This window comes from Acidovorax sp. 69 (assembly GCF_002797445.1).
Taxonomy (GTDB): domain Bacteria; phylum Pseudomonadota; class Gammaproteobacteria; order Burkholderiales; family Burkholderiaceae_C; genus Acidovorax.
In genome coordinates this window covers 2703766-2729985 of record NZ_PGEP01000001.1, presented here as the reverse complement: position 1 = coordinate 2729985, position 26220 = coordinate 2703766, and the positions used below count along the sequence as shown (strand labels likewise).

General features: G+C 63.9%; 26 protein-coding genes. 8 read left to right on the top strand and 18 right to left on the bottom strand.

Features of this window, described 5'->3' with window-relative positions:
- Positions 1–8: 8 nt before the first annotated feature.
- From CLU85_RS12485 to CLU85_RS12455, 7 genes are all read right to left on the bottom strand, one after another.
- Positions 9–311: a helix-turn-helix transcriptional regulator gene (locus CLU85_RS12485; RefSeq protein WP_010458494.1), complete on the bottom strand. Its 303-nt coding sequence runs from the start codon at positions 309–311 to the stop codon at positions 9–11.
- A 142-nt stretch (positions 312–453) separates the two neighbouring features.
- On the bottom strand, positions 454–1026 hold the full coding sequence (locus CLU85_RS12480; protein WP_100412521.1) for an NADPH-dependent FMN reductase: 573 nt from the start codon (positions 1024–1026) through the stop codon (positions 454–456).
- A 227-nt stretch (positions 1027–1253) separates the two neighbouring features.
- Positions 1254–2240, bottom strand: a complete 987-nt coding sequence (locus CLU85_RS12475) for a tripartite tricarboxylate transporter substrate binding protein (RefSeq protein WP_100410539.1) — start codon at positions 2238–2240, stop codon at positions 1254–1256.
- A 212-nt stretch (positions 2241–2452) separates the two neighbouring features.
- The gene (locus CLU85_RS12470) at positions 2453–3301 is read right to left on the bottom strand and encodes a fumarylacetoacetate hydrolase family protein (RefSeq protein WP_100410538.1); all 849 of its coding nucleotides are present in this window, start codon (positions 3299–3301) and stop codon (positions 2453–2455) included.
- 64 nt (positions 3302–3365) lie between these two features.
- Positions 3366–4118, bottom strand: a complete 753-nt coding sequence (locus CLU85_RS12465; protein WP_100410537.1) for an IclR family transcriptional regulator — start codon at positions 4116–4118, stop codon at positions 3366–3368.
- A 22-nt stretch (positions 4119–4140) separates the two neighbouring features.
- Entirely contained in the window at positions 4141–5634 is a 1494-nt protein-coding gene (locus CLU85_RS12460; protein ID WP_100410536.1) for a bifunctional 3-(3-hydroxy-phenyl)propionate/3-hydroxycinnamic acid hydroxylase, read from the bottom strand.
- Between the two features lie 3 nt (positions 5635–5637).
- Positions 5638–6222 (bottom strand): VOC family protein, encoded by a 585-nt coding sequence (locus tag CLU85_RS12455; protein ID WP_100410535.1) that lies wholly within the window; start codon positions 6220–6222, stop codon positions 5638–5640.
- Between the two features lie 176 nt (positions 6223–6398).
- On the opposite strand from CLU85_RS12455, the gene CLU85_RS12450 reads away from it, so the two are divergent.
- Positions 6399–7376, top strand: a complete 978-nt coding sequence (locus tag CLU85_RS12450) for a tripartite tricarboxylate transporter substrate binding protein (RefSeq protein WP_100410534.1) — start codon at positions 6399–6401, stop codon at positions 7374–7376.
- 11 nt (positions 7377–7387) lie between these two features.
- The gene (locus CLU85_RS12445) at positions 7388–7780 is read left to right on the top strand and encodes a nuclear transport factor 2 family protein (RefSeq protein WP_157803960.1); all 393 of its coding nucleotides are present in this window, start codon (positions 7388–7390) and stop codon (positions 7778–7780) included.
- 89 nt (positions 7781–7869) lie between these two features.
- Here CLU85_RS12445 and CLU85_RS12440 read toward each other — a convergent pair whose 3' ends face one another.
- The 6 genes from CLU85_RS12440 to CLU85_RS12420 form a co-directional block, all read right to left on the bottom strand.
- The gene (locus CLU85_RS12440; protein ID WP_232727811.1) at positions 7870–10653 is read right to left on the bottom strand and encodes a DNA methyltransferase; all 2784 of its coding nucleotides are present in this window, start codon (positions 10651–10653) and stop codon (positions 7870–7872) included.
- 58 nt (positions 10654–10711) lie between these two features.
- Positions 10712–11410: a type IIL restriction-modification enzyme MmeI gene (locus CLU85_RS23385; protein ID WP_232727810.1), complete on the bottom strand. Its 699-nt coding sequence runs from the start codon at positions 11408–11410 to the stop codon at positions 10712–10714.
- A 52-nt stretch (positions 11411–11462) separates the two neighbouring features.
- The gene (locus tag CLU85_RS12435; RefSeq protein ID WP_100410532.1) at positions 11463–11849 is read right to left on the bottom strand and encodes a type II toxin-antitoxin system death-on-curing family toxin; all 387 of its coding nucleotides are present in this window, start codon (positions 11847–11849) and stop codon (positions 11463–11465) included.
- Positions 11846–12070, bottom strand: a complete 225-nt coding sequence (locus tag CLU85_RS12430; RefSeq protein ID WP_008904763.1) for a transcriptional regulator — start codon at positions 12068–12070, stop codon at positions 11846–11848. Before CLU85_RS12430 ends, CLU85_RS12435 begins: the two co-directional genes overlap by 4 nt.
- 17 nt (positions 12071–12087) lie before the next feature.
- Complete coding sequence (locus CLU85_RS12425; RefSeq protein ID WP_100410531.1) at positions 12088–12477, bottom strand: hypothetical protein; 390 nt, start codon at positions 12475–12477, stop codon at positions 12088–12090.
- A 234-nt stretch (positions 12478–12711) separates the two neighbouring features.
- On the bottom strand, positions 12712–13668 hold the full coding sequence (locus CLU85_RS12420) for a LysR substrate-binding domain-containing protein (RefSeq protein WP_100410530.1): 957 nt from the start codon (positions 13666–13668) through the stop codon (positions 12712–12714).
- Positions 13669–13761: 93 nt separating this feature from the next.
- Here CLU85_RS12420 and CLU85_RS12415 point away from each other — a divergent pair, with 93 nt between their 5' ends.
- Genes CLU85_RS12415 through CLU85_RS12400 form a run of 4 tightly spaced genes read left to right on the top strand, consistent with a single transcriptional unit; the run spans position 13762 to position 18936 of the window.
- The gene (locus CLU85_RS12415; protein ID WP_100410529.1) at positions 13762–15126 is read left to right on the top strand and encodes a D-serine ammonia-lyase; all 1365 of its coding nucleotides are present in this window, start codon (positions 13762–13764) and stop codon (positions 15124–15126) included.
- A gap of 58 nt (positions 15127–15184) precedes the next feature.
- The gene (locus CLU85_RS12410; protein WP_100410528.1) at positions 15185–16171 is read left to right on the top strand and encodes a tripartite tricarboxylate transporter substrate binding protein; all 987 of its coding nucleotides are present in this window, start codon (positions 15185–15187) and stop codon (positions 16169–16171) included.
- A gap of 41 nt (positions 16172–16212) precedes the next feature.
- On the top strand, positions 16213–17769 hold the full coding sequence (locus CLU85_RS12405) for an amidase (RefSeq protein ID WP_100410527.1): 1557 nt from the start codon (positions 16213–16215) through the stop codon (positions 17767–17769).
- Between the two features lie 21 nt (positions 17770–17790).
- A complete protein-coding gene (locus CLU85_RS12400) occupies positions 17791–18936 on the top strand; it encodes an FAD-binding oxidoreductase (RefSeq protein ID WP_100410526.1) in 1146 nt (381 codons plus the stop codon).
- A gap of 19 nt (positions 18937–18955) precedes the next feature.
- Here the strand turns inward: CLU85_RS12400 and CLU85_RS12395 are convergent, their stop codons facing one another.
- From CLU85_RS12395 to CLU85_RS12385, 3 genes are all read right to left on the bottom strand, one after another.
- A complete protein-coding gene (locus tag CLU85_RS12395; protein ID WP_100410525.1) occupies positions 18956–19171 on the bottom strand; it encodes a putative motility protein in 216 nt (71 codons plus the stop codon).
- A 92-nt stretch (positions 19172–19263) separates the two neighbouring features.
- On the bottom strand, positions 19264–20682 hold the full coding sequence (locus tag CLU85_RS12390) for a dihydrolipoyl dehydrogenase (protein ID WP_100410524.1): 1419 nt from the start codon (positions 20680–20682) through the stop codon (positions 19264–19266).
- A gap of 128 nt (positions 20683–20810) precedes the next feature.
- Positions 20811–21404, bottom strand: coding sequence for a YigZ family protein (locus CLU85_RS12385; RefSeq protein ID WP_100410523.1), 594 nt, complete (start codon positions 21402–21404; stop codon positions 20811–20813).
- Positions 21405–21620: 216 nt separating this feature from the next.
- Between CLU85_RS12385 and CLU85_RS12380 the strand changes: the two genes are divergently transcribed.
- The gene (locus CLU85_RS12380; RefSeq protein WP_100410522.1) at positions 21621–21815 is read left to right on the top strand and encodes a hypothetical protein; all 195 of its coding nucleotides are present in this window, start codon (positions 21621–21623) and stop codon (positions 21813–21815) included.
- Between the two features lie 81 nt (positions 21816–21896).
- Here the strand turns inward: CLU85_RS12380 and CLU85_RS12375 are convergent, their stop codons facing one another.
- Positions 21897–22442: a GNAT family N-acetyltransferase gene (locus tag CLU85_RS12375; protein WP_100410521.1), complete on the bottom strand. Its 546-nt coding sequence runs from the start codon at positions 22440–22442 to the stop codon at positions 21897–21899.
- A gap of 85 nt (positions 22443–22527) precedes the next feature.
- Positions 22528–23508: a GNAT family N-acetyltransferase gene (locus CLU85_RS12370; protein ID WP_369858213.1), complete on the bottom strand. Its 981-nt coding sequence runs from the start codon at positions 23506–23508 to the stop codon at positions 22528–22530.
- 174 nt (positions 23509–23682) lie between these two features.
- Between CLU85_RS12370 and CLU85_RS12365 the strand changes: the two genes are divergently transcribed.
- Positions 23683–26103, top strand: coding sequence for a YgiQ family radical SAM protein (locus CLU85_RS12365; protein ID WP_100410519.1), 2421 nt, complete (start codon positions 23683–23685; stop codon positions 26101–26103).
- The last annotated feature ends 117 nt before the right edge of the window (positions 26104–26220 follow it).

Here is a 26220-nt window from a genome sequence, read left to right as displayed (position 1 = left end):
TGCTACGGTCAGCGGCGCAGGCCATCCACCACCGAGGGCGGGGCATCCACACCCTCCGGCTGGCCCAGAAACTTGCCTCCCGACTGGATGAACGCCTCCAGGCTGGGCCGCAGGCTGCTGGGCACGGCAATGATGTCCATGCCCAGCACGCGGGCCATTTCGGCCAGGGTGGAATAGCGCGGGTCCAGGTCGCCCCCTTCGGTGCGCTGCACCGTCATGCGGGAAAGGCCTGCGCTTTCGGCGAGCTGGGCCTGGGTCATTTGGTGGGCCTTGCGGGCGGCGGCGAGGGTGGGGATGAGGTCGGTAGACATGATCGTATTTATACTCATTTTAAATTAAAAGAGTATTTAATAATTCATTTGTCCCGCCAAGATTCCAGCTTATCTGATGGGCACCGTTCTCCTCAGCACGACGCCTTCCGCAGTATTGAGCGGTATTAACCGCGCGAATCACTCACGACGGCGCACGCATCGGCTTGAGCGCCTGTGCCCAGCGAGACAACTCGTCGAACATGGCCGCTGCCGAGCTGGTGTGGAAATCATTCGGTGCAAAGGTTTTGTCGATATCGAGGTGCTGGCCCACGTTTGGTATGGCCACCGCTTCGAGCAGAGGCATCACCTTGAGTGTGGTCAGCAGCTGCTTTGTGACCTGCACTGCGCGCACCCCGCCCGACATGCCTCCGTAGCTGACGAAAGCTGCTGGTTTGTACTGCCATTCGCGCACGAGGTAGTTCATGGCATTGAGCAGAGCCGAAGGGGGGCCGAAGTTGTACTCTGGCAGTACGAACACGAAGGCATCGGCCGCGTGGACGCTGGCACTCCAGGCTTTGGTGTGGGCGTGTTGGTACTTCTGCAGGCGCGGGTGCTCAGGCTCATCAAAAACCGGCAGATTGAACGACGCCAGGTCCACCACTTGCGCATCGAATTTGTCGTTGGCCAGGGCTTCTTGCTGCGCCCACTGTGCGACGGCGGGGCCGACGCGGCCAGGGCGGGTGCTGCAAACGACGATGTGAAGAATCGGTTTCATGAAGTGCGTAGGTTTGAGGTTTGGGTTGAGATTGCGGCGTGGCACACTGCTGTCGCAGCGGGTCATCGGTGAAAGCCCGCTCCAGGCTTGGCGCATTCAATGAGCATCCGGGCCATGAGGTTTGAGTCGCTCACACTGAACTGGCCGAAACGCTTCAGCAAGCGCTGCTTGCAAAATTTTCAGTACGTCGCAGGGCCGGATCAGTGAACGATCCCACTTTGAGGGGACTACTCGGTTTCAATGCGTCGGTCTGCAACCACCTGGCGCAAACTCTGGATGTCGCGCTCAACCCGGGCCTGGAACTCCTGGGGTGAACCAGTCTGTGGTGTGCCGCCCCAATCGATGAGTTGTTGCCGTATTTCTGGCTGGGCAACAACGGCACGTAACTCCTTGTTGATCCGCGCAACGATGGCAGGGGGTGTGCCTGCCGGTGCGGCGATTCCCAGCCAGGATTCGAAAACCACTGTGGGGTAAAACTCCGCCACGCTGGGCACGCCGGGGGGATTGCTGGCCCCCTTGGGGCTGGTCACGGCCAGCACGCGCAAACGTTTGTCCTTGAGGAGCGGGGCCGTGCTGGTCATGGTGTCGATCATGACGTCTACGCGACCTGCCAGTAGCTCGGTAAGCGGGGCGGCGCCGCCCTTGAAGGGCACATGGGTTGCCACGCCCCCACCTTCGGCCATGATCCACTCGCCAACCAGATGCATGGCGGTACCTACCCCCACGGATGTATAGGTGTAGCGGCCAGGCTCGGCCTTGGCCCGTTGCATGAAGTCGGGGAATGACTTGATGGGCGAATTGGGCGTTACCGCGAGGGTCAGCGGGTAGGTGGTGACCGTGGAAATCCAGGAGAAATCGTTCACCGGGTGGAAAGGCAGACTTTTCTTCATGGCCGCATTGCTGGAGTGACCACTGGGCAGCAGCACCAGTGTGTAGCCATCCGGTGGGGCCTTTGCCGCCAAGTCTGCTGCGATGTTGCCACCGGCACCAGGCTTGTTGTCCACGACCACGCCCTGGCCCAGCCGCTCCCCCAGCGGTTTGGCAATGAGGCGAGCCACCATGTCACTGCCCCCTCCGGGCGCGTATCCCAGCAAAAGGCGGATCGGCTTGCTGGGGTAGCTGTCTTGCGCCAACGCTGGTGCGGCTGCGGCAAAGGCGCAGGCAACGCCCAACAGGGTCACGCTGCGACCGAATGTAAGGGGGATGAAATGCATGATGTCCTCATGAAAATTAAATGGCGCAGGCACATCGACCGCTGTCGCTGCTTCGTGCCGGCCATCGATTGATCCGGCCCGATGAGGTCTGATCCGTTCGCTCTGAACGCTATGTCAGGCACCAACGGGCCCCATCCACAAGCCTTTGCCACGCACCGAGGAAGCGGGCCGATCCAGCCAGCGCTCCGCAAGCTGAATGGCTACCTGAACGATTACTCGTCGCGGATGCCGTTTCTCAGCGTGCCGATGACGTCCACCACGATCTCGCAGACGTCGCCGGGCTTCATGAATATCTGCGGCGTGCGCTTGTTGCCTACGCCGCCTGGGGTACCGGTCACGATCACGTCGCCAGGCGACAGCGGAATGAAGGTGGAGATGTAGGCGATCTGGCGCGGAATGTTGTGGATCATCTTGTCAGTGGTGGTGTCCTGCAGGACTTGGCCGTTCAGGACCGTTTGCAGGCGCATCACCTTGCCCGCAGGGATCTCGTCAGACGTCACCATCCAGGGGCCAAAGCCGCCGGTCTTGTAGAAGTTCTTGCCGGGCGTCCACTGGGAGGTGGCCACCTGCCAGTCGCGGATCGAGCCGTCGTTGTAGCAGGCGTAACCGGCGATGTGGTCCCAGGCGTCCTCTTCCTTGATGCGGCGACCGGGCTTGCCAATCACGAGGGCGATCTCTGCCTCGTAGTCAAGCCGATGCGATTCAGCCGGGCGCACGATGTCCTGGCCATGGGCCACCTGCGATTCGGGCAGGCGCAGAAAGATCACGGGTGTTTCGGTGATCTCCTTGCCGGTCTCGCGCACATGCTCGCCGTAGTTCAGACCGATACAGAAGATCTGGCCGGGGTTGGGGATGACGGGTAGCAAGGTGAGCTGCCCGTACTTGAGGGTGAAGGGATGCTTCTTGGCCGCCTCGGCAGCGGCGCCCAGCAGGTCCTTGGCGATAAGGGTCTTGAGGTCGGGTGCTTGTGCGCCCAGGATGGGCGTGAGGTCGAGCACGTCGTCGCCGTTGACGATGCCGTAGGACGGCGTGCCCTGGTTCAAGAAGCTGATGAGTTTCATGGGAAAGGCCTTTCAAAATGAACGGAGGAGGAAAGCGGGAAGGGAAGAGGACGAATGCGGGAAGTCAGGGAATGCGGGCCGTGATTTCCTGCGCTGTGCGGGTGAGACGTTGCGTCAGCTTGGGCAGATCGATCACGGCCATGCGTGGCACGGTGGTTACCAGCGAGATGGCGCCCAGCAAAGTGCCATCAGGTTTTTGCAGGGGAACACCCACCGCCGCCAGGTTGGGTTCGAGTTCGCCATTCGAGAAGTAGGACCCGGCTTTGCGAATGGCGCTGTAGTACTTGCGGAAATCGCTCCAGTCGGTGGGCAGGCCAGCCTGCACGATCTCGTCCAGGTGCTCGTCAAAAACCCGGTGCAACTGTGCCGGGGTAAAGCACGACAGGATGACCTTGGGCGCCGCACCCAGGAACAGCGGACGCGGGCGGCCCCGGCCATAGCTCAGCGTGGCCTCGGTGGTGCCGAACTCCCGGTGGGTGTCGAGTACCTGCTGCCCATACAGACACGAAATGACGCAGTCCAGTCCGGTTTGCTCGACCAGCTCCTGCATTTGCGCCACGCCGTGCTGCAGCACCGGGTCACCCATGCGTATGTAGTGGTCCAGCACGATGATGCGCGGCCCCAGCGTGTAATTCGCGTCGGCCGAGCGCTGCAGCAGGCCCGCTTCGGTCAGCATCTTCACGTAACGGTAGCCTGTGGGTAGCGACACCTGCAGCGCCTCGGTGATGGCTTCGGCAGTCCAGGTCAATTGCTGGTCGGAAAACAGGTCCAGCACGCTGAGCATGCGCGCGAGGCTGGACTCGGACTTTTCGGTCATGGGGCTTTGGCCCTTGAAGGGCTCAGTGGGGTTGAAGTTCCGCCACGGGCAGGCACGCCGTGATGGCATCCAGTTCCCCTGGCGTTTTGGCCAACCCCAGAATGTAGCGGTCGGGCCTGAGCATGGCGGCCCCCACACCGTGGCTGTCGAGCCAATCGAGCAGGGCCGGCTCCTGTGTTGCCATCACCACCACATTGCTGTGTTGCCAGAGCGCTTTGGTCTCTTCGCTCACCGCGCCCAGCAGCGCTGGGCGGCCGATCACCGCAAAGCGATTGCCGATGTGCAGATCCATCAGCCGGCCGTCGTCCAACACCGGCTGCGGGAACGGTTGGCCCACCGGGCCCGTATTGCCGTGCAGCAGGCCTGGTCCCAGGCGTGGCGACGGAAACTCGAAAATCTCCGGCCCACCCGCCCTGAACTTCGCGTCGCGCTCGCGGGCTTTGTCGGCGTCGGTGGCTTGGATGATGTCGCCCAGCTTGACGGCCAGTTCGATGAACGCATGCACATGGGGCGAGCGTTCAGATTCATAGGTATCCAGCAGTGATTCGCTGGCGTGGCCTTGCAGCACCGCTTCGAGCTTCCAGGCCAGGTTGGAGACATCGCGCAGTGCGGCGCACATGCCCTGGCCCAGGAAAGGCGGCGTCTGGTGCGCCGAGTCGCCGGCCAACATCAGCCGACCCTTGCGCCAGCCCTGGGCAATCAAAGAATGGAAGGTGTAGATCGCGGCGCGCTCGATGTCGGCGTGTTCGGGCTTCATCCATCGGCTCACCAGTTGCCACAGGGTGGTGGGCTGCACCAGCTGGGCCGGGTCGTCGCCCGGCATCAGCATGATCTCCCAGCGGCGGCGATTCCCTGTCACGTTGCACCAGGTCATGGGCCGGGCCGGGTCGCAGAACTGGACGGTGTGGTCGGGCAGTGCGGGAGCGTTGTCTTTCAGGATGACGTCAAACACCAGCCATGGCTGGCGCAGGCCCAGGTCTGTCATGGGGCTGCCCAGCACCTTGCGCACCATGGAGCGCGCGCCGTCGCAACCCACCACATACCGTGCCTGCACCTCAGAGGCGCGGCCAACCTGCATGTCGGTAACAGTCAGGTTGATATGGTCGGCGGCTTCGGTGATCTGCGTGACCTCATGGCGCAACCGCACCTGTACGCTGGCAAAGCGAGCAGCGCCATCGCGCAGCACCTGCTCCAGCTCAGGCTGGTGAAAGTAGTGGTTGCTCGCGCAGCCGTGCGGCCCCTGGGCGGCCGTGCCGCCGCGGATCATCAGCGTCTCACCTTCGGCGTTGACAAAGTGCATGCCCTTGAGGCCGGGGCGCGAGATGGCCTCTACCTTCGGGCGCAGGCCCGCCGACTGAAAGATGCGCATCACTTCGCCGTCGAAGTGGATGGCGCGCGGCAGCGGGTAGATGCCAGCTTCTTTTTCCAGCACCACTACAGACAAACCTGCCTGGCCCAGCAGATTGGCCAGCGTGGCGCCAGCGGGGCCGTAGCCGATGATTGCGACGTCGAACATGGCTCAGGCCTCTTGGCTGTCGTCGGCATAGCCCATGCGACGGGCCATATCGGCCTGCCACAACGCCCGCGACTGGAATTTGGGGCGGCTGCGCGCGATGGCCTCGGCGCGCGCCATGATGATCTCGTCAGACTGGTCCAGGTCGATGGGCTCGCGCAGCGGCTGCTCACAGTACCAGGGCATGTCCATGAACACCTCCAGCCGGTTGCCTTCGGGGTCGCGGAAATAGATCGATACCGCGTTGCCATGGGTCGCACACAGCATCTCCGTGACATCGGCATCGGCCGCAACGCGGTCCCGCACCAGGCGCAGCGTGGCCAGGTCGGGTACGCGCAGGGAGATCTGGTTGATCACGCTGAACGTCAGATCCGCTGGGCGGCCGCTGGCCAGCACCACCTGGTGATGCTCTGCTGGGTCGCGGCTCAGAAACACCAGCTGAACCGCTCCCAGGTCACCCCGGTCGGTCTCGGTGAAGCACAGAACGTCTTTGTAAAAGTGCGCCATGCGTTCTAGGTCACGCACGTAAAAGCCCATGTGGCTGAACACCAATGAGCCGCGCTCGCGCAGTGCCGAGATAGGTGGGGTCATATCGTCTCCTGGGGAGTTTGAGTGAACATGTAAAGATGTTTTGTCGCTTGATTTAGATAAAATTATGCATCAATTCTCATAATTTGACAAAATCTTGTTTTTTATCAAGAATTCAACCCAGGCGATCCAGCGCGGTTGTCACGCGTCCATTCAACGACCCCTTCAGGAGACAAAACATGACCCCCTTCATCACCCGGCGCACCGGCCTCGCAGCAATCACGCTGGCCCTGCTGGCCGCCAGCGGCGCACAAGCGCAGGACTACCCCACCAAGCCCATCCGGCTGCTGGCGCCTTTTCCGGCCGGCTCGGGGCCCGATGCCAATGCGCGGGAAATTGCGGGCGAGCTGACCAAGATCCTGGGCCAGACCGTGATCGTCGAAAACAAGCCCGGTGCCTCGGGAATCATCGGCACAGAGGCCGCCGCCAAGGCCGCGCCCGATGGCTACACGCTGGTGGTGGGCACCACCAGCACCATGTCGGTGCTACACCACCTGTACACCAAGCTGCCCTTCAACGCCGAGAAAGACTTCGCTCCCGTCAGCCTGCTGGGCGTACTCAATACCGGGCTGATTGCCACGCCTTCAGCACCCTTCAAGACAGCGGCTGAAATGGTGGCCTATGCCAAGACCAATCCAGACACCGTGACCGCAGCCACGTTGGGCGCTGGTAGCTACTTTCATCTGGCCGGCGAATGGTTTGCGTCGAACGCGGGGGTCAAACTGCGCTTTGTGCCCTACAGCACCACGAGCCCCTACACCGATCTGATGGCTGGCCAGGTGCAAGTGATGTTTGACGCCTTGCCCGTGGCGGCCGGCGGTATCCGTGGCGGCAAGCTCAAGCTGCTGGCGCTGACCGGGAAAACCCGCCACCCGGCCTTCCCCGATGTGCCTACCTTTGCCGAAGCTGGCATTGCAGACTACGCGCCTGTGGCCTGGCAAGGCATCCTGGCGCCTGCAGCCACCCCCAAGGCCATCGTCGAAAAGCTCAGTGCGGCCATGCAAAAAGCTGCGCAAAACCCGCAACTGGCCGAGAAATGGCGCCAGTACGGCGGCGAACTCAAGGCCACCACCCCGGCAGAATTTGCCGCCTTCATCAAGGCCGACTCTGCCCAATGGGGCAAGGTGGTGCGCCAGGCCGACGTCAAGCTCGACTGAAGCGCTGCGCCATGAGTTCGCTCATCACCGCCGAGGCCGTGCTGCACTGCGAGCAACTGCGGCGTAACGCCATGCTGGCGGGCGACAGTGCGGCCCTCCAGGCCCTGCTGTCGCCAGACATCGTGTACGTGCATTCCACCGGCGTGCGTGACACCCGGGACAGCTACCTGGGCAAGATCCGCGACGGTGCCATGCGCTACTTGCTCCTGGAGTGGAGCGATCTTCAGGTGCAGGTGCTGCCCGGCGGCACTGCACTGGTCACCGGCCGCATGGACGCCTCCGTGCTCAAGGACGGACAGGAAAAGCAGGTTCGCAGCCAGTTCCTCACCGTCTGGGTGGCCGGACCAGGGGGCGAGGGCGGCACCTGGCAGCTGCGTGCACACCAAGGCACGCCGCTGCCGTGAGGCCAGCCGCACGGACTGCATGAAGCGCACGAACCACTCACCCGTCGGCCCTTTGGCCCACGGCGTGCGCAAGATCGAGTTTTTGGAGACTAGCCCCGCCAGGCCATGCCGCCTTCAATTTGCACCGCCTGCGCGCGACCTAGCGCCTCCAGCGTTTGCAGCAGCGTGGGCAGGCCTTTCTTCCACGGGCCACGGCCTTTGAAGCGGGCCTCAATGGCGGGCAAGGTGAGCGGGACGGGGCTGGCGGCCAACGCATCGGCCACGGCGCGCACCTGCTCGGGCAGGGTGGGGGGCCATGGGTGTTGGGTGGGTTTTGCTTGCTCTGGTTTTGATAGCGATTTTTCACTATCCAGATCGGCCTCTGGCGCTTTATCCTCTTGCGCTAGCAGCTCTTGTTTTTGCAGTGAATTTTGCGGATTTTGAAAGTCCGGGCGCAGCCAGCGCACGCGGCCCTGGGCTTCTTCGGCTGCGCGCTGGGCGTTGAGCTGCACCAGGTGGGCGAGGATGTCGTCGGTGCTCGCGTTGGCGGGCAAGCCATACGCTGCCAGCACCGCCGCATCCAGCTCGTCGTGCAGTTCGCGCAGCACTCCGACCAGGCCCTGGGCGTACTGGGTTTTCTCTTTGGCGGTGAGCGCCCGGCCTTCGCGCAAGGCGGCCAGCACGTTGTACATGCCGGTGAGGGTGAGGCCGGTGTTGCCTGCCTCGGGCGCCAGCACGCGCTTGCGGTGGGCGTCGATCTGCTCGGCAAGGTCGGCGATGCGCTCTCGCAGGGCGGGGGTCAGGCCGGTGTCTTCGTCGGGGAGGGCGAAGGTTTCGAAGCAAGTGGTTTTTATGTACCGAGGACGATCTTCCAGAGTGCTGCCTGTGGCTAAAGCCCATTCGATGTGCAACTGACTGGACAGCACGCCGAGCGTGTATCCATCGTCCTGAGCGATTGCAATAAGAGCATCGTCGGCCAGTATTCCAGCGTCGAGGAATTGGAATACGCGATGTTTGGCGGTAACTACGGTGGCGATGTAGCGGGATAGCCCAGCAAGAGCGGGCCGTAACTCCTTGCGAGGTTCACCAAAAATCCACCAGTTGTCGCGATAGACCGCCCGATTGTTCAGGTCGCGTTCTGGTTTGACCCGTTCCGCTAACCATTGGTAAACCGCCGGGTATTGCTTGCGCAGGGTTTCCGCATCCAGACCGAAGGCGTCGATCACCATAACGCCGCGCGGCTTGTCGGCGAGGTCTCGGCCGTTGCGATAGTCACGAATCAGCGGCGCGTGGCCCAGTGCATCGGCTTCTTGTGGCGTGACGATGAAACCAGCGCCATGCAGTTTGACGCCGGGTGACGAAATGCCCGCCATTGCTTGTAATGGCTTCGCAGCCGCCACATTGGCGCCCACGCTCAAATCAGCGTGAATCAGCCCGCGTCGTTCATTCAGCGTTACTGCTACTTCACCAAATTCACCGGCGTGCTCGGTGGTCACGCTCTGTAAGCCGCCTTCGCCTGCATCAGGTGCCAGCACCGTCATCGCAATGCGCACGGCGGCGCCGTTCGCGCCGTCCACCCATGGGTGATCGGCAATCGCCATTTCCAAATGAGTGCCTTTGTCCAGCGCCGCCTGCACGACGCGACGGTTGAAGGTCGTGGTCAGGCTATTGGTGGTGATCAGTCCCAGCCGCCGGGAGTGGCCTGCGGCCACCTGCGCGGCTGCGTGGTGCCACCAGAACATCACAAAGTCTGCACTCTCTGGCACCTCGGGCCACGCGGCGCGCAGAGCGTCCGCGTAGCCGTCGCCCAAGGCTGAGCGCAAATATTTGGCACCAATAAACGGCGGGTTCCCCACAATGAAATCCGCCTGCGGCCACGCTGCCTGCCGAGCGCCCACGTAGCGCCATTGCGGCACTTGGGCGGCTTCGTCGGGCACTGGCTCGCCCGTCACAGGGTGCGTCTTGAACGTGGTGCCGTCCCAGCGGCTGAGCAGCTTTCCGGCGGCATCGTAAGCCACTTCTTGCGCGTCCCAGGCCAGCACGGCGTCGCGGCATTCGATGTTGCCGTAGTTGTGCACCACGGGCTCGGCCACTGCGGCTTTGCCACGGGTGCGGATGTGCCATTGCAGGTAGCCAATCCACAGCACCAGCTCGGCCAGGGCGGCTGCGCGTTCGTTCAGTTCGATGCCGCGCAGTTGCTGCAGGGTGACGGTTTCGCCTTCAAAGCCGAGTTGGTCTTGCGTGTGGCCCAGGGACTCCAACTGGTTGACAACCTCACCCTCCAGGCGCTTCAAGTGTTCCAGCGTCACGTACAAGAAGTTGGCACTGCCGCAGGCGGGGTCCAGCACGCGGGTGGTGCACAGCTGGTGGTGGAATTTTTTGACCTCAGCACGCGCTTCGGCCAGTTTGGCGTCCATCGCCTTGCCTTGCAGCGCAGCGGCTTCGTGCGCCAGCACCAGGGCGGCGGCCTGGGCATTGGCCCAGTCTGCGCGCAGGGGCTCGATCACGGTGGGCAGCACCAGGCGCTCTACGTAGGCGCGGGGCGTGTAGTGCGCGCCCAGCGCGTGGCGCTCGGTGGGGTCGAGGGCGCGCTCCAGCAGGGTGCCGAAGATGGCGGGCTCCACCTCGCGCCAATTGCAGCGGGCGGCCTGGATGAGCAAATCGACCTGCTCGGGGGTGAGCAGCAGGCTGTAGCCGTCTTGTGCCGCGCCTTTGAAGAGCTTGCCGTTGAAGTGCAGCACGGGCTTGACCAGCGCGGCGCTGAAGCCGCCCCGATCCATGTCGGCCCACAGAATGCGCAGCATTTGCTGCAGTGTGGCGGGGTCGTCGCAGCGGGTTTGCAGCAGGCCCAGAAACGCGCCTTTGGGCAGTAGTTCGACGTCTTCGGCGAACATCGAAAAGAGGCAGCGGGTGAGAAAGTTTGCTACTATTTCAGGAGCTATAAACGCTTTGCTATATTGCGTTAATCCGGAATTTTGCGAAAATTCTGGTCGGCTGGTCGGCTGGTCGGCTGGTTTCGAGCGATCTGGCGAGGCGCGCCAGCAGCGCGGCCACATCGCGCGTCACTTGGGCGCTGATGCGCGCGGGGTTCAGGCTGTCGGGGTCCTGCCAGACGCGGCGCAGGCGGTCTTGCACCTCGGGCCGGGCCAGGTCGGCCAGCGCGATGCGGTGGCTGCGCGGGTCGGGGTAGGGGGTGTAGGTGCCGCCGGTTTTGCTGAACTCGGCATACACCTCGATGACGGTGCCCACATCCACCACCAGCACAAAAGGCGGGCGGCCTTCCGCGCTGGGCAGGGCGCGGGCATAGCCTTCACCCTGGCTGCGGGCGCGCAGCAGGCCGTCGTCAAAACCTTTGGTGTGGCTACCGGCCTTGAGCTTTTTGGCCTCCAGCACAAAGTGGCCGCGCCGGTAGCAGTCAATGCGCCCGGCACTGGTGCTGCCGTCGCCGTGGGCAAAGGTGATGGGCCGCTCGAACATGTAGTCCTGCTCTGGCGTGGGGTGGGGCTTGGCAACGTCCAGCAGCTCGCACAGCTCCATCACAAAACTCTGCGCCGTGGCCAGCTCGCTGGCGGTGTTGTGTTGCCAGCGCTGAATGAAGGCATGGGCGGCGTTGGCGTTGGCGGCGGTGATGTCGGGGGTGGCAGAGGTCATGCGTGGGGGTGGGGATTGCCGTGACGGGGTGCGCTGGGGAGATCAGGCGTTGTCACGCCCGTGGCTTGGCGTGCTGGCGCAGCCAGGCGGCAAAGTCGTCCTCAGAGAGGTCGCCTGCGGCGACGGAGAGCATGGTGAGTGTGGTTTCGGCCTGGCTGGCGGTGAGCTTGTAGCGGTTGACGTACAGGAAAAGACCAGTAGCCAGCAGTGCAGCGCGCTTGTTGCCGTCCACAAACGGGTGGTTTTTGGCCACCCCAACGCCATAGCTGGCGGCAAGGGCCGCAAAATCAGGATCGCCGTAAGCGCACAGGTTCAGTGGGCGCGCCAGGGCGGAGTCCAGCAGCCCTTCGTCGCGCATGCCAGCGCCGCCACCGTGTTCGGCAAGGCTTTCGGTATGCAGCAGCAGCAGCGCCTGTTTGCTGATCCAGCGCCAGCTCATTTGGCCAACTGGTGAAAGGTGTCGCGGTACTCGCGCATGAACTCTCTGCCTGCAGTGATTTCTTCTTCCAGCGCCGGATCGTAGGGCGTGAGAATGAAGCCTTCAGCACATTCGGTCAGAAAAACGGACTCGCCTTTTTGCAGCTTCAGGCGGGCCAAGGCCTCTTTGGGCAGGACAACGCCCACGGAATTGCCGATCTGGGTGAGCTTGAGGGTGTGCATGGCGGCTCCGTATGTTATTACGGTTGTAATACTAACATTCGAGATGGCCGAGGGCCAGTAGCGCGTTTACCAGGGTGCCCGATGCTTTGGTAACGTCGGTACCTTCCCTGTGGTGTGGGCGGCGCGCCAGCGGGCATTACGTTGGGCCTGCGGCAGTTGCTGGGGCCGCATGTGCACTGTTTCTTTGCCGAGCCGGTGCCGTCGCCGTGGGCAAAGGTGATGGGCCGCTCGAACATGTAGTCCTGGTCGGGCGTGGGGTGCGGCTTGGTCACACCCAGCAGCTCGCACAGGTCCATCACAAAACTCTGCGCCGTGGCCAGCTCGCTGGCGGTGTTGTGCTGCCAGCGCTGGATGAAGGCCTGGGCGGCGGCGATGGTGGCGGTGATGTCGGGGCTGGCAGAGGCCATGCGTGGGGGTAGGCGATTGCCGTGGCGGGGATGCGCTGTGAAGTCTAATGAGGCGGTATGTGGTGTAACTCGGAGGGGGAGGCGTCATGCAAGCCCGGTCAGCCAGTAGGGTGTGACCCTACAGATTGATGGCTGGCCGCAAATCAAAAAGAATAGCTGCCAACGCTTATTCATCAAGCGCTAGAGGCTTAAAAGACTAAAAACTCTGTGCTGGGCACGATGCGCGGCGGCATGTCACCCCGCCGGGCTTGGCAGCACCTGCCCCCGCTCCCCACAAAACCGCAACGCCTCATCCCCCAACCAATCCCGCACCAACTGCATGGCCGGGCTGGGGTGGGTCGTGGTCACAAACGAATACACCGCACGCGACGCCACGCTGTGGCCCAGCAGTGGCACCAAACGCCCGGCCTTCACGTCCTGCAGCACCAGCGCGGCGCGGCCCATGGCGATTCCTTGGCCCGCCAATGCTGCGCCGAGGGCCAGTTGTGACAGGTTGAACTGCTGGCCGCCGGCCCAGGGTGGTGGTGTGGCACCCACCTGGGCAAACCAGTGCTGCCATTCTTCATATGTGTCGGCGCCGTCCCAGGGGCTGCCGTCGTGCAGCAGCCAGTCGCCGTGCAGGTCTTGCGGCTGGGTAATGGGCGGGTGGCGGGCCAGGAACTCGGGGCTGGCCACGGGGATGAGCCATTCGTCCAGAAACACGGTGGCGTTCAAGTCGCGGTAGCCGCCCAGGTCGAAGCGCACGGCGGCCTCGATGCCGCCCTGCACCATGCGGGTGCGGTCCAGGGTGTGGAATTCGCCAAACACGCGCAGGCCGGTGTGGGGGTGCTGGCGAAAGAAGTCGCCCAGCCGGGGGGTGAGCCAGCTCATGGCAAACGATGGCGAGCAGCTCAGGGTGGCGGTGGCGGCCTCGGGCGGCTGGCGCATCTGGGCCAGGGTGCTTTCGATGGCGTCAAAACTCTCGCGCAGCACCACGGCCAGCCATTTGCCCTCGGGCGTGGGTACCAGGGCGCGCGGGGTGCGCAAGAACAGCGGGCGGCGCAGCCAGTCTTCGAGCTGCTTGACCTGCTGGCTGACAGCGCCCTGGGTGATGCACAGCTCGGCTGCGGCCTTGGTAAAGCTGCCGTGGCGGGCAGCCGCATCAAAACTGCGCAGCCAGGCCAGTAGAGAAGGGGAGAGGCGAATATCCATTATTAATACTAATGCTTCGCGCAATATAAATGGTTTGTGACGATGGCGTGACCGGCGAAGAATGCAGGCAAGACTTCTTGTGATGAATGTGCCATGACGCTTGCAGAAACCCACCCCGCTATGGATGCCTTGCTGGCCAACCGCCTGCGCAACGCCCAGCCCGCCCTGTGGATCAATCCGGCCCGGCAGGCGCAGCCCGCCGTCGCACTGCCCGCACTAGGGAGAACCATTAGTCTGGATGATACGCAGGCTGCTGCGGCGCGGCTGGCCCGTTTTGCAGGTTTGCTGGCGCAGGTGTTCCCGGAGCTGGCCGCCACGGGGGGCGTGGTGGAGTCTCCCCTGCTGCCCGCCACCGCGCTACAAGCTGCGCTGGGTTGGGCCCCAGAGCAGGGGCGTTTGTTCATCAAGGCGGACCACGGCCTGCCCGTGGCGGGATCCATCAAGGCCCGGGGTGGCATGCACGAGGTGCTGGAGTTTGCCGAGCGGTTGGCGCTGGAGCACGGGCTGGTGCAGCCTGGTGGCGACTACCGAGCGCTGGCCAGCCCGGCGGCGCGCGAGGTGCTGGGCCGCTACCAGGTGGCGGTGGGCTCCACGGGCAACCTGGGGCTGAGCATTGGCGTGGTGGCGTCTGCCCTGGGTTTCAAGGCGGCGGTGCACATGTCGGCCGATGCCAAGGAATGGAAAAAAGACCGCTTGCGCCTGCGCGGCGTAGAGGTGGTGGAGCACGCGGGTGACTACGAGCGCGCCGTGGCTGCGGGCCGTGCCCAGGCCAGCAGCAACCCGCTGTGCCACTTTGTGGACGACGAACAATCGTTTTCTCTGCTGCTGGGCTACAGCGCAGCAGCGCTGCACCTGCAACAGCAGCTGGCAGAGCAGGGCGTGGCGGTGGACGCCGAGCACCCGCTCATCGTGTACCTGCCCTGTGGTGTGGGTGGTGCGCCAGCGGGCATCGCGTTTGGCCTGCGGCAGTTGCTGGGGCCGCATGTGCACTGTTTCTTTGCCGAGCCGGTGCAGTCGCCGTGTTTCCTGGTTCAGATGCTGGCCGATGCCACACAGGGCGCTGGGCAGCACCCGTCGGTGTACGACTGGGGCCTGACCAACCGCACCGAGGCCGATGGCCTGGCCGTGCCGCGTGCCTCGCTGCTGGCCGCCGAGCTGATGCAGCCGCTGCTGTCGGGCGTGTTTACCGTGGCCGACGACACCTTATTTGTGCAGCTGGTGCAAGTGCTGGATGCGCTGGGCGAGCGCATCGAGCCCTCGGCCGCCGCGGGCTTCAGTGGCCCGGCCATGCTGACGGGCACCACCGCCGGGCAAGCGTGGCTGCAAAACACCGGCGTGGATGCCGTGCTGCACAACGCCACGCACCTGGTGTGGACCACGGGCGGCCTCTTGGTGCCCGATGCGCAGTACCAAGGCTTTGTACAGCGCGGGCGGGCCGTGCTGGCTGCGCAAGGCTGATCTTCTCGTCCCCCTGTCCCTTTATTCCCCAACTTCCGTCATCTTTGGAGAGCACCCCATGAACCGCAAGCAACTGCTTTTGTCGTCCGCCGTACTCTGTGCTTTGGGGGCCGCTGCATGGGGCCCCGCCGCGGCGCAAGAAGCGGTGTTCCCCACCAAGCCCATCACTTTGGTGATTCCTTTCCCACCCGGTGGCGCCACCGACGTGCTCGGCCGCCTGATCGGCAAGAAGCTGGGCGACAAGCTGGGCCAAAGTGTGGTGATCGACAACCGCGCAGGCGCGGGCACGGTGATTGGCGCCACCTATGTAGCGCGGGCGGCGCCCGACGGCTACACGCTGCTGATGAGTTCGGGCACCACCTTCACGGTGAACCCGGCCGTGCGCCCCAAGCTGCCGTATGACCCGGTCAAAAGTTTTGAGCCCATTGGCATTACCGGGCGCACCAGCCTGATCTTGCTGGCGAACAAGGATGTGCCCGTCAGTGACGTGAAGCAGTTTGTGGCCATGGTCAAGGCGGCGCCCGACAAGCATTCGTACGGCTCGTTTGGCGCGGGCACCACCTCGCAGTTTGCAGGCGAGATGTTCTTCAACGCGGCGGGTCTCAAAATCCAGCATGTGCCCTACAAGGGCAGCGCCCCGGCCATGACCGACCTGCTGGGCGGGCAGATTCCGTTCTCCGTTGATACCGTATCGGCCGCGTTGCCACAGCTCAAGGACGGCAAGATCAAAGCCATTGCGGTCACGGCGGGCAAGCGCTCGGCCCTGCTGCCCAAGGTGCCCACGCTGGCCGAAAGCGGTTTCCCGGGCCTGGAGATGGACACCTGGCTGGCCATGGTGGCGCCGCGTGGTTTGCCGCCCGCCGTGAAGTCACGCCTGGAGCTGGCGCTGGCCCAGGTGGTGTCAGACCCCGAAACGCGCGACAAGATGATCGCCACGGGGTTTGAACCGTCCTATGCTTCATCCAAAGCCTTGGCCGAACTGATCGACAAAGAGCTGCCGCTGATGCGCGCCATTGCGCAGCGGGCCAACATCACGGTCGATTGACCCTGACCGAACACCCGGTAAAAAAAGGAGACAAACCCAACATGACAACACCCGGCACCCTGGTCGAGCTGACCGCCAACGAACTGCGCCACCGCATCGGTACGCGCGAAATTTCTCCGGTGGAGCTGCTCGACGCCTGCATCGAACGCATCGAGGCCGTGAACCCGCAGGTGAACGCCATCACCGCTACCTGCTACGACCGCGCCCGCACAGAGGCACAGGCGGCCGAGCAGGCCGTGCTGCGTGGTGAGCCACTGGGCCTGCTGCACGGCCTGCCGATGGGGGTGAAAGACCTGGAGGCCACGGCCGGGCTGCTGACCACCTATGGCTCGGAAATCTACCGCAGCAACATCCCGGCGGAGGACAACGTGCTGGTGGCGCGGTTGCGTGCGGCGGGCGCCATCGTCACGGGCAAGACCAATATCCCCGAGATGGGCGCAGGCGCCAATTCGCGCAACACGGTGTGGGGCGCCACGGGCAATCCGTTCAACCCGAACCTGAATGCGGGCGGCTCGTCGGGCGGGTCGGCCGCTGCGCTGGCGTGCGACATGCTGCCGGTGTGTACGGGGTCGGACACGGGCGGGTCGCTGCGCATTCCGGCATCCATCTGCGGGGTGGTGGGCTTCAGGCCCTCGCCCGGCGTGGTGCCCAGCTCGCGCAAGCTGCTGGCCTGGACCCCGATTTCGGTGGTGGGCCCCATGGGCCGCACGGTGGAAGAAGCGTGCCTGCAACTGGCTGCCACGGCGGGCATGTCGGCGGGCGACCCGCTCAGCTATCCGCTGGACCCGATGAGTTTCTTACTGCCCGAGACCGTGGACCTGAGCCGCCTGCGCGTGGCCTACACCGAAGACTTTGGTGCCTGTGCGGTCGATAACGGCATCCGCACCGTGTTCCGCAACAAGGTGCAGGCCATGAAGCACCTGTTTGCCAGCTGCGACGCCATCGACATCGACCTGGGCGACGTGCACCGCTGCTTTGATGTGCTGCGTGCCGAAGCCTTTGTGGCCAGCACCCGCGAAGCGTATGAACGCGACCCCGCCAGCCTGGGGCCCAACACCCGCGCCAACTATGAGCTGGGCGCCACCATGAGTTTGCTGGACAGCGCCTGGGCGCAGGCCGAGCAGACGCGCATCCTGGCGCGGTTCCAAAAGCTGTATGCACACTACGACGTGATCCTGGCGCCCACCACGCCCGTGTCGCCCTTTGCGTGGACGCAACTGTTCGCCAGCCACATCAATGGCGAGCCGCAGGCCAACTACTACCGCTGGCTGGCGCTGACCTATGTGACCACGCTGACCACGCACCCCGCGCTCAGTCTGCCCTGCGGGCTGGACGATGCGGGCCTGCCGTTTGGGTTGCAGATCGTGGGCCGCTTCCGCGCCGACCGCCACACGCTGGGCGTGGGCCATGCGATGGAGCAGGCGTTCAAGGGCATCGCCGGGCTGGCGCGTCCACGGCCTGACATCGCCAAACTCATGCAAACCAGCGCGGACCCTGCGCTGACCTCCATCGTGACGGGCGCCCCTGATTTGCGCGATGCCCGCAGCCTGCCGCGCGACGACCGGGCGGCATCCACAGCACAAGTGTCGGCGGTGTAATTCGAGCCAGGAGTCAAAACCATGCAAACAGCGGACACCATTGTCATTGGCGCGGGCATAGCAGGGGCCTCGGTGGCCTGGCAGTTGGTGCAGGAGAGCGCCGGGGGTACGGGCACCAGCGTGATGCTGCTGGAGCGCGAGTCGCAGCCCGGCTACCACACCACCGGCCGCTCGGCAGCGCTGTACATGGCCACCTACGGCACGCCCAACATCCAGGCGCTGACGCGGGCGAGCCGAGCGTTTTATGACGCACCGCCGCCGGAGTTTGGGGCGGACCCCATCCTCTTGCCGCGTGGCGTGGTCTATGTGGCCGGGCCGGATCAGCTCGACATGCTGAAACAGGCGTATACGCAAGCCCATGCGATCTCGCCCAATGTGGAATGGGTGGAGAAGGACGCGTTGCTGGCCCAGTTACCCTGCCTGAAACCCGAGGCCGTGGCCGCAGGCATGAGCGAGCCCGAGGCGGCCGATATCGACGTGAATGCATTGCACCAGGGCTACCTGCGCGGCTTGCGCCAGCGTGGCGGCCAGGTGCTGACCCACGCGGAGGTGACGTCTCTGCAGCGCCAGGGCGATGTGTGGTGCGTGACCCTGGCCGATGGCCGAGAACTTCTGGCCAAAACCATCGTGAACGCCGCTGGCGCCTGGGCCGATGTAGTGGCAGGCCTGGCGGGCGTTCCGCCCATTGGCCTGGAGCCGCGCCGCCGCACGGCCTTCACGTTTGCCGTGCCCGAGGGCATGGACGCCACCCACTGGCCCGCCGTGATCGGCATCGACGAGAGCTTTTACTTCAAGCCCGACGCGGGCCAGTTGTTGGGCTCACCGGCCAACGCCGACCTGACCCATCCCCACGATGTGGTGCCTGAAGAACTGGATGTGGCCACCGGCATTTATCACATTGAGGAAAAAACCACTTTCCAGATTCGCCGCCCTTCGCACACCTGGGCGGGTCTGCGTTCGTTTGTGCCAGACGGTGACATGGTGATTGGCTGGGACAACCATGTGCCCGGCTTCTTCTGGCTGGCCGGGCAGGGCGGCTATGGAATTCAGAGCGCGGCGGGCGCCTCTTTGTTGGCCCGGCAGTTGTTGTCCGGCGAGCCGCTGTCTGACGCGCTGGTGCGCGAATGCGTGATGCTGGAAGGGCTATCGCCAGCGAGGTTGCGATAGCCGCGGTTTGTTTGGAGGCTCAGGCGAACGTGTTGACCTGGGTGCCCAGCGTGCCCGATGTGGCCAGCGATGGCTGGGGCATGGATTGCTGCATGGCGTCGATCATGGTGGCCGCCGATGCGGCCTGAATGTTGAGTGCTTTCTTCAGCACCACCATGTTCAGCGCATCCGATGTCTTGGCGCTGGCCAGTGAGGTGGCTGTGTTGACGATGCTGTTGGTCAGGGCGACGTCCATGGCGATTCCTTGGGGTAATGGCGGTTTTTCGGCATGCTGGCGACAGACTTGAGCGTTGTTACAACTCAAAAGGCTGCCTGCCAGAGCCTTCGCTAGTCCAGCGCGGGTACACCGATCGCCATGCAGGTGGCCAGATCGGAGGTGCGGGCGTGTGGCAGTTGGCGCGCGGCGTCGCGCAGCGCGGTGCGCAGGCCTTCTTCCAGCGTGGGGTGATAAAACGGCATGCCCAGCAAGTCGTGCACGGTCATTTGTTGCTGCACCGCCAGTGCCAGCAGGTGTGCCGTGTGTTCGCCCTGCGGTGCACATAGCTCGGCACCCAGCAGGCAGCCGGTGGTCTTGTCGGCATACACACACAAGCGCCCGTGGTTGTGCTGGGCGGTGCGGGCACGGCCTTGATTTTCAAAACCTGCGGTGCCAGTGGCGGTGTGCCGTGGATCCAGGCTGGCCATGCGCTGGCCTACGATGGCGATGTTCGGATCTGCAAAAACGATGGACAGCGGTGTGCGACGCCTGAACCGTGCGGGCACGGCGGCGAGTGCGTTCATGCCGGCAATATGGCCTTCATCTGCGGTCTCGTGCAGCACTGTCGCGTGGGCATTCGCGTCCCCAGCCAGGAACACCGGCAGGTTGCCAATTTGCTGCGTTTGCGTGTCCACGGCGGGCATGCCGCGCGAGTCCAGCGGCACGCCCAGGGTGTCCAGGCCCAGGTGTTCGATGTTGGGCACCCGGCCCATGGCCGCAATGACCTGGTCCACGACCACACGGTGCGTGCCGCTGCACACTTCGATGCCGCCCGGCACTTCGCGCAGCTCGGCTTTGGCGCCCGTGTGCAGCACCATCTCCTGCTTGAGCAGCGCCGTCAACACGTCATTGAGCGCCGGATCGCTCAGTCCTGCCAAGGTATGGCCCGAGGTGAAGGCTGCCACCTGTAAGCCCAGCCGGGCCAGGGCCTGCGAAATCTCCACGCCAATGGCGCCCAGGCCAATCACCGCGATGCGCGGGCCCAGCGTGGGTTGTTCGAACAGGGTGTCAGTGGTCAGCATGCGGTCGCCAAAAGCGAGCCATTCGTCGGGAAGGCTGGGGCGCGAGCCCGTGGCGATGATGATGCTGCGGGTCGTGTACGGTATGCCGTCAATGTCCACTGTGTGGGGGTTCAGCACAGTGGCTCGGCCACTGAGGCAGGCCTTGCCCAGGTCACCGGTGGCTTGCAGGGCCCCCGCCACAAATTGATCGCGCAGCGCCCGCACGCGTTGCAGCACGGCCGGGATGTCTGCTGTCAGCCCGCTGGCACCACGCAAGCCGAACGCCTCAAAGGTGTGGCGGCGGTGAAAAGCGTTGGCTGCCTCGATGAGGGTCTTGGACGGCATGCAGCCTACGCGTGCACAAGTGGTCCCCCAGGGGCCTTCATTGACGATGAGGTACCGGTCGGTGCGCTGACGCACCTCGCGCAATGCCGCGAGGCCAGCGGTGCCTGCGCCGATGATGATGGTGTCGAGCGGTTGTTGGCTCACGGAGCGTCCTCAGAGTCCAGAAACCGGCAGTGTGAAGCGCTGGCCGCAGGACGCTTGTAGGCGCAGAGGCCTTTTCAGCGAAGCCTTGCACCACCACGGCAACTCCCCCGTTGAGCTGCCTGTAAGGATCAGGGCTCAGGCCTCATCCACCCCACGCGGCCCTGCCCGTTGTCGTTGATGCGCTGCACAAAGGCAGGCGCCTGTGTCTCCGGCAACCGCCATTGCAGGCACACCAGCGAACCATGCTGCACCTCAATCAGCTCAGCGCCTGCAGCCTCGATCTCTCGGCGCAACAGGCCTTCGAGCGCGTAGGGCACCTGGCATTGCAGCGTTTTCATGCGTTGCAGGGTCACCTTGGGTGCGGTGAGAAGGGCCTGGGCGATGGTGTCGGTGTAAGCCCGCACCAGACCACCGGCGCCCAGCTTCACGCCCCCGAAATATCGGACCACCGTCGCCAGCACACCTTCCAGGTCTTGGTGGCGTAGCACTTCGAGCATGGGGCGCCCGGCTGTGCCACCGGGTTCGCCATCATCCACCGCCGCCGACTGGCCACCGGCCAACAACGCCCAGCAGACGTGGGCGGCACCTGGGTGCTGCTTCCATAGCGCATCGACAGCGGACTGGGCGCTGGCGCGGTCGGCCATGGGTTGTACGCAGCCGATGAAACGGCTTTTTTTGATGATGAGTTCGCTGTGCGCGGGCGTAGCCAGGGTGTGGGACATGGGGCCGTGAGTTTACGGCGCCGCTGCGGGGTGCTCGGTTGTGACGGATGTCACGTCTTGAGCCAGTCTGTAGCGATGAAACCCACAACAGACTGTTGTTTGTGCGTTCTGTCACACACGGATCTGGCCTGTGTTCCTACACTGATTGCTTATTGCCGTGGCCTACGCTGGTGCGCTGTATTGGAAAGCACTCAGGTCATCAGAAAAGGAACTGCCATGTTTGCATCTACCCCGGTCCCCGCCCCATTGCCTGCATCCCTTGCCAGCCATCTCTTTGGACGGTATCTGGGGCGGTCCAGCTTGCCTGGCGCCCATGAATCCGTGGTGGTGCCCGCTCCGCAGGCATTGGCTGCGGACGACGATGCGACGCCTGATCTGGCGCAGCGTGTGCGCAATGTGGGGGAGTGGTAGGCCGACCCGGCCTTGGCGCGTGTTTCCGGCGTTGCTCATATGGGCCCCTGGGGGCCATTCTTTTGGGTGTTCTTGCGGTTATTAGCTGGCAGAGTTCGCCCCCGCGCTGCCGGTAAGACTGCGTGACATGAGCACGCTGGTGTAGTTGGTCAGCGGCCGCCAGTCGCACTCGCCCACCACCTGGTAGCCCCAGGATTCATACATCGCGATCAAGGCCTTGGCGGGTTGTGCTGTGTCCAAGGCCATCATCCGGGCGCCCGCCCTGCGGGCAAAATCGGTCGCGTAGGCGTGCAACTGCGTGCCATAGCCCCGGCCCTTGGCCTGGGGTGAAATACAAAACTGGCACAGCGACCACACCACCGGGTCGCGGTACAAAGCCACCGCAGAATCCGGTTGTGGCGGGCGCAGGGTCAACGTGCCCACATAGTCGCCAGCCCCATTCACCATCACCAATCCTGTGCCAGATGCAAAGCGCTTGGCGGTGTCTTCCACCGACTGGTGGGTGCCCCAATACCGCAGGCCGAGGCGTGCGTGCGGGGCATAGGCGCTATGGATCAGCGCCGTGAGACGAGAGAGATCATCGTCAACGTCGACCAGCCGGATGGTGGGGCGATGGCTCTCGGTCATGGTGCTATCAAGGCTGAGTGGTGCGGCATGGATCGGATCGTAGGTCGTGAGAGCGGTCTCTGCACGGAGTGGGTCGGGTGGGCTGCTACAGCTTCAGCTCCCAGGTTTCCCCCACCAGGTGCTGCCCAAACCCCTCGTAGGGCTCAGATTTGCATAGCTTGAAGCCTCTTTGGCTGTAGATGCCACGCGCTGCGGTCAGGCAACTGTTGGTCCACAGCACCATCTTCTTGTAGCCCTTGGCACGGGCAAACGCAAGGCATTCGTCGGTCAGTCGCGCGCCCAGGCCGAGTCCGCGTGCCTTGGGGGTCAGGATCAACATGCGCAATTGCGCCGTGGTGGGGGATTTGCGCACAACAAAGACGGCGCCTACCCGCTCGCCGTCCAACTCTGCGATCCAGGCCTTTTCCCAGGCGGGCTGGAACTTGTGCACGAACTGCGCGGCAATGTCGGCGACCAGGGCCTCAAATCGACGGTCCCAGCCGTATTCACGCCAGTAGATTTCGCCGTGCTGCTGTACCACCCAGCCCATGTCTCCAGGCACGGGGTCGCGCAGCACAGCCATGCGGGGGGGGCTGGTGCCGGCACCGGAGGCTGGGTCGAGCAGGGTCTCGATGCGTTCCATGGCGTCCACCACCTCCTGGCGGCGCGCGGGGGGCAGGGGGGCCAGCAGAGCCGCGACTTCATCGCGTGAGCGCTGCTGCAGCGGCTCGAACACCTCCCGCCCCGCCGCCGTGAGGGTCAGCACGCTTTGCCGGGCGTCTGCCTGGCTCGCGCTGCGGCTGATCCAGCCCGCCAGCTCGAACCGCCGCAGGATTCGGCTCATGTAGCCGCCGTCCAGTCCCAGCTCACGCGCCAGTTCGCTGGCCACTGGCGTCTCGCGGTGGGCCAGCTCATAGAGCACGCGCACGTCCGTCAGCGAGAGCTTGCTGCCCAGGTAAGGGTCAAGCACGCCCATGCGGCGGGTGAAAAAACGGTTGAAGCGACGCACCGCCTTGACGGCATTTGCCGAGACGGCGGTGGCGGGTGGAGAGTCTGGCGTTGCACGGCGCATAGATGCCTTTGTCATTTAATTAATTGACAAAAGCAAGTATATGTTGGATCTCTATCAAGCCTGCAGGAGTGAGGGACAAGTGACCTCAAGGCGACAAAAATCGCCTGCCAACGTAAAATCACGGGTTAATCACCACAGCCGCGCCCCACGAGACCCCATCGCACACGGGGTGGCCGCGACCCCCATTGCATGAACGCCCCCGTTGACGTCTCCTTTTTTGCGCGCGCCGCAAAGCCTTTGACCAGCTACCGTCCGTACTGGGCCAAACGCTTTGGCACGGCCCCGTTCTTGCCGATGAGCCGCGCCGAGATGGAGAAACTGGGCTGGGACAGCTGCGACATCATCCTGGTGACTGGCGATGCGTATGTGGATCACCCAAGCTTCGGCATGGCGGTGATCGGCCGCACGCTGGAGGCGCAGGGCTTTCGCGTGGGCATCATCGCCCAGCCTGACTGGCAAAGCGCCGACCCGTTCAAGGTGCTGGGCAAGCCCAACCTATTCTGGGGCGTGACGGCGGGCAACATGGACTCGATGATCAACCGGTACACCGCTGACCGCAAGATCCGCAGCGACGATGCCTACACCCCGGGCGACATCGGTGGCAAGCGCCCTGACCGTGCCGCCATCGTTTACAGCCAGCGCTGCCGCGAGGCCTTCAAGGACGTGCCCATCATCCTGGGCGGCATTGAGGGCAGCTTGCGCCGTATCGCGCATTACGACTACTGGAGTGACAAGGTACGCCGCAGCATTGTGGTGGACGCCAAGTGCGACCTGCTGCTGTACGGTAACGCCGAGCGAGCCCTGGTCGAGGTGGCCCACCGCCTGGCTGCACGCGAGCCGGTGGAAAAAATCACCGATGTGCGCGGCACGGCTTTTGTGCGTCGCCCAGACGATGAGAGCGGCAAAGACTGGTTTGAGATCGACTCCACCAGCGTGGACGAACCCGGCCGTGTTGAGGCCCACATCAACCCCTACATGACGACCAGTGAGCAGGCTGCAGCCCAAGGCAGCACCTGCAGCAAGGATGATGCTCCTGATTTTGTAGCTGGTAGCAAAGGCGGCTCAAGCGCTGGTGGCCAAAAAGACCTTAAGACAGCTGAGCCCAACCCTGCCATTCAGCCCATGCTGTTTGTCGCCAACCCGGCACTCAAGGCCAAGCTCAAGGTGCCCCCGCGCGACAAAACGGTGATCCGCCTGCCTAGCTACGAGCAGGTCAAAAGCGACCCAGTGCTTTATGCCCACGCCAACCGCGTGATGCATCTGGAGACCAACCCTGGCAACGCCCGCGCCATGGTGCAGGCGCATGGCGAGGGTGTGACCGCGCGCGATGTGTGGCTCAATCCGCCCCCCATTCCGCTCACCACGGCCGAGATGGACTATGTGTTCGACCTGCCGTATGCGCGCGGCCCGCACCCCAGCTACGCCGACGAGAACGGCAGCCACGACGGTGTCACCAAGATCCCTGCGTGGGAGATGATTCGCTTCTCCATCAACATCATGCGTGGGTGTTTTGGTGGCTGTACCTTCTGCTCCATCACCGAACATGAAGGGCGCATCATCCAGAGCCGCTCCGAGGATTCGATCATCCAGGAGATCGAGGACATCCGCGACAAGGTCAAGGGCTTCACCGGCACCATCAGCGACCTGGGTGGCCCCACGGCCAATATGTACCGCCTGGGCTGCCGCTCGCCAGAGATCGAAGCCGCCTGCCGCAAACCGAGCTGCGTGTACCCCGGCATTTGCCAGAACCTGACCACTGACCACGGCCCGCTCATCAAGATCTACCGCCGTGGACGTGCCTTGAAGGGCATCAAGAAAATCCTGATCGGATCGGGTCTGCGCTACGACCTGGCCATCAAGAGCCCCGAATACGTCAAGGAGCTGGTCCAGCACCATGTCGGCGGTTATCTCAAGATTGCCCCCGAGCACACCGAATCAGGCCCGCTCACCAAGATGATGAAGCCGGGCATCGGCAACTACGACAAGTTCAAGCAACTGTTTGAGAAGTTCAGCGAAGAGGCGGGCAAGAAGCAGTTCCTGATCCCGTACTTCATCGCAGCACACCCTGGGACCAGCGACGAGGACATGATGAACCTCGCCATCTGGCTCAAGAAGAATGGCTTTCGGGCCGACCAGGTGCAGACCTTCTACCCGAGCCCCATGGCCACGGCCACGGCCATGTACCACTCGGGCCGCAACACGCTGACCCGCGTGCGCCGCGAGATGCGCGACACGGATGAGGAGTCGGTAGACATCGTGCGCGGTGAAAAGCGCCGCCGCCTGCACAAGGCCTTCTTGCGCTACCACGACCCCAACAACTGGCCGTTGCTGCGTGATGCGCTCAAGGCCATGGGCCGGGCCGATTTGATCGGCAATGGCAAGCACCACCTGATACCGACCTTCCAGCCCCTGACGGACGGCGGTTATCAGAGCGCGCGGCGCAAAAACTCCACCCCCGTGGGGGCGAGCAAGCCGGTTGCGGCTGCGCCGATCAAGTCGTCCCAGCCGCAAAAGGGCCGCATTCTGACGCAGCACACGGGTTTGCCACCGAGAGTCACCGGGGCATCCGCCAAGCCCGCAGCGGGCAAGGGTTTCAAGAAGGCGCGCTAGGGCTTTCCTGTGTAACCCTTGTGAGCCGGTGGTAGCGCGGATCGGGAGGGGCTAGAAGGCGTCTTTTGCAGCCATCAGCCGCGCTATTGGCAAAAAAAGCAACGCAGTAGACCGCCC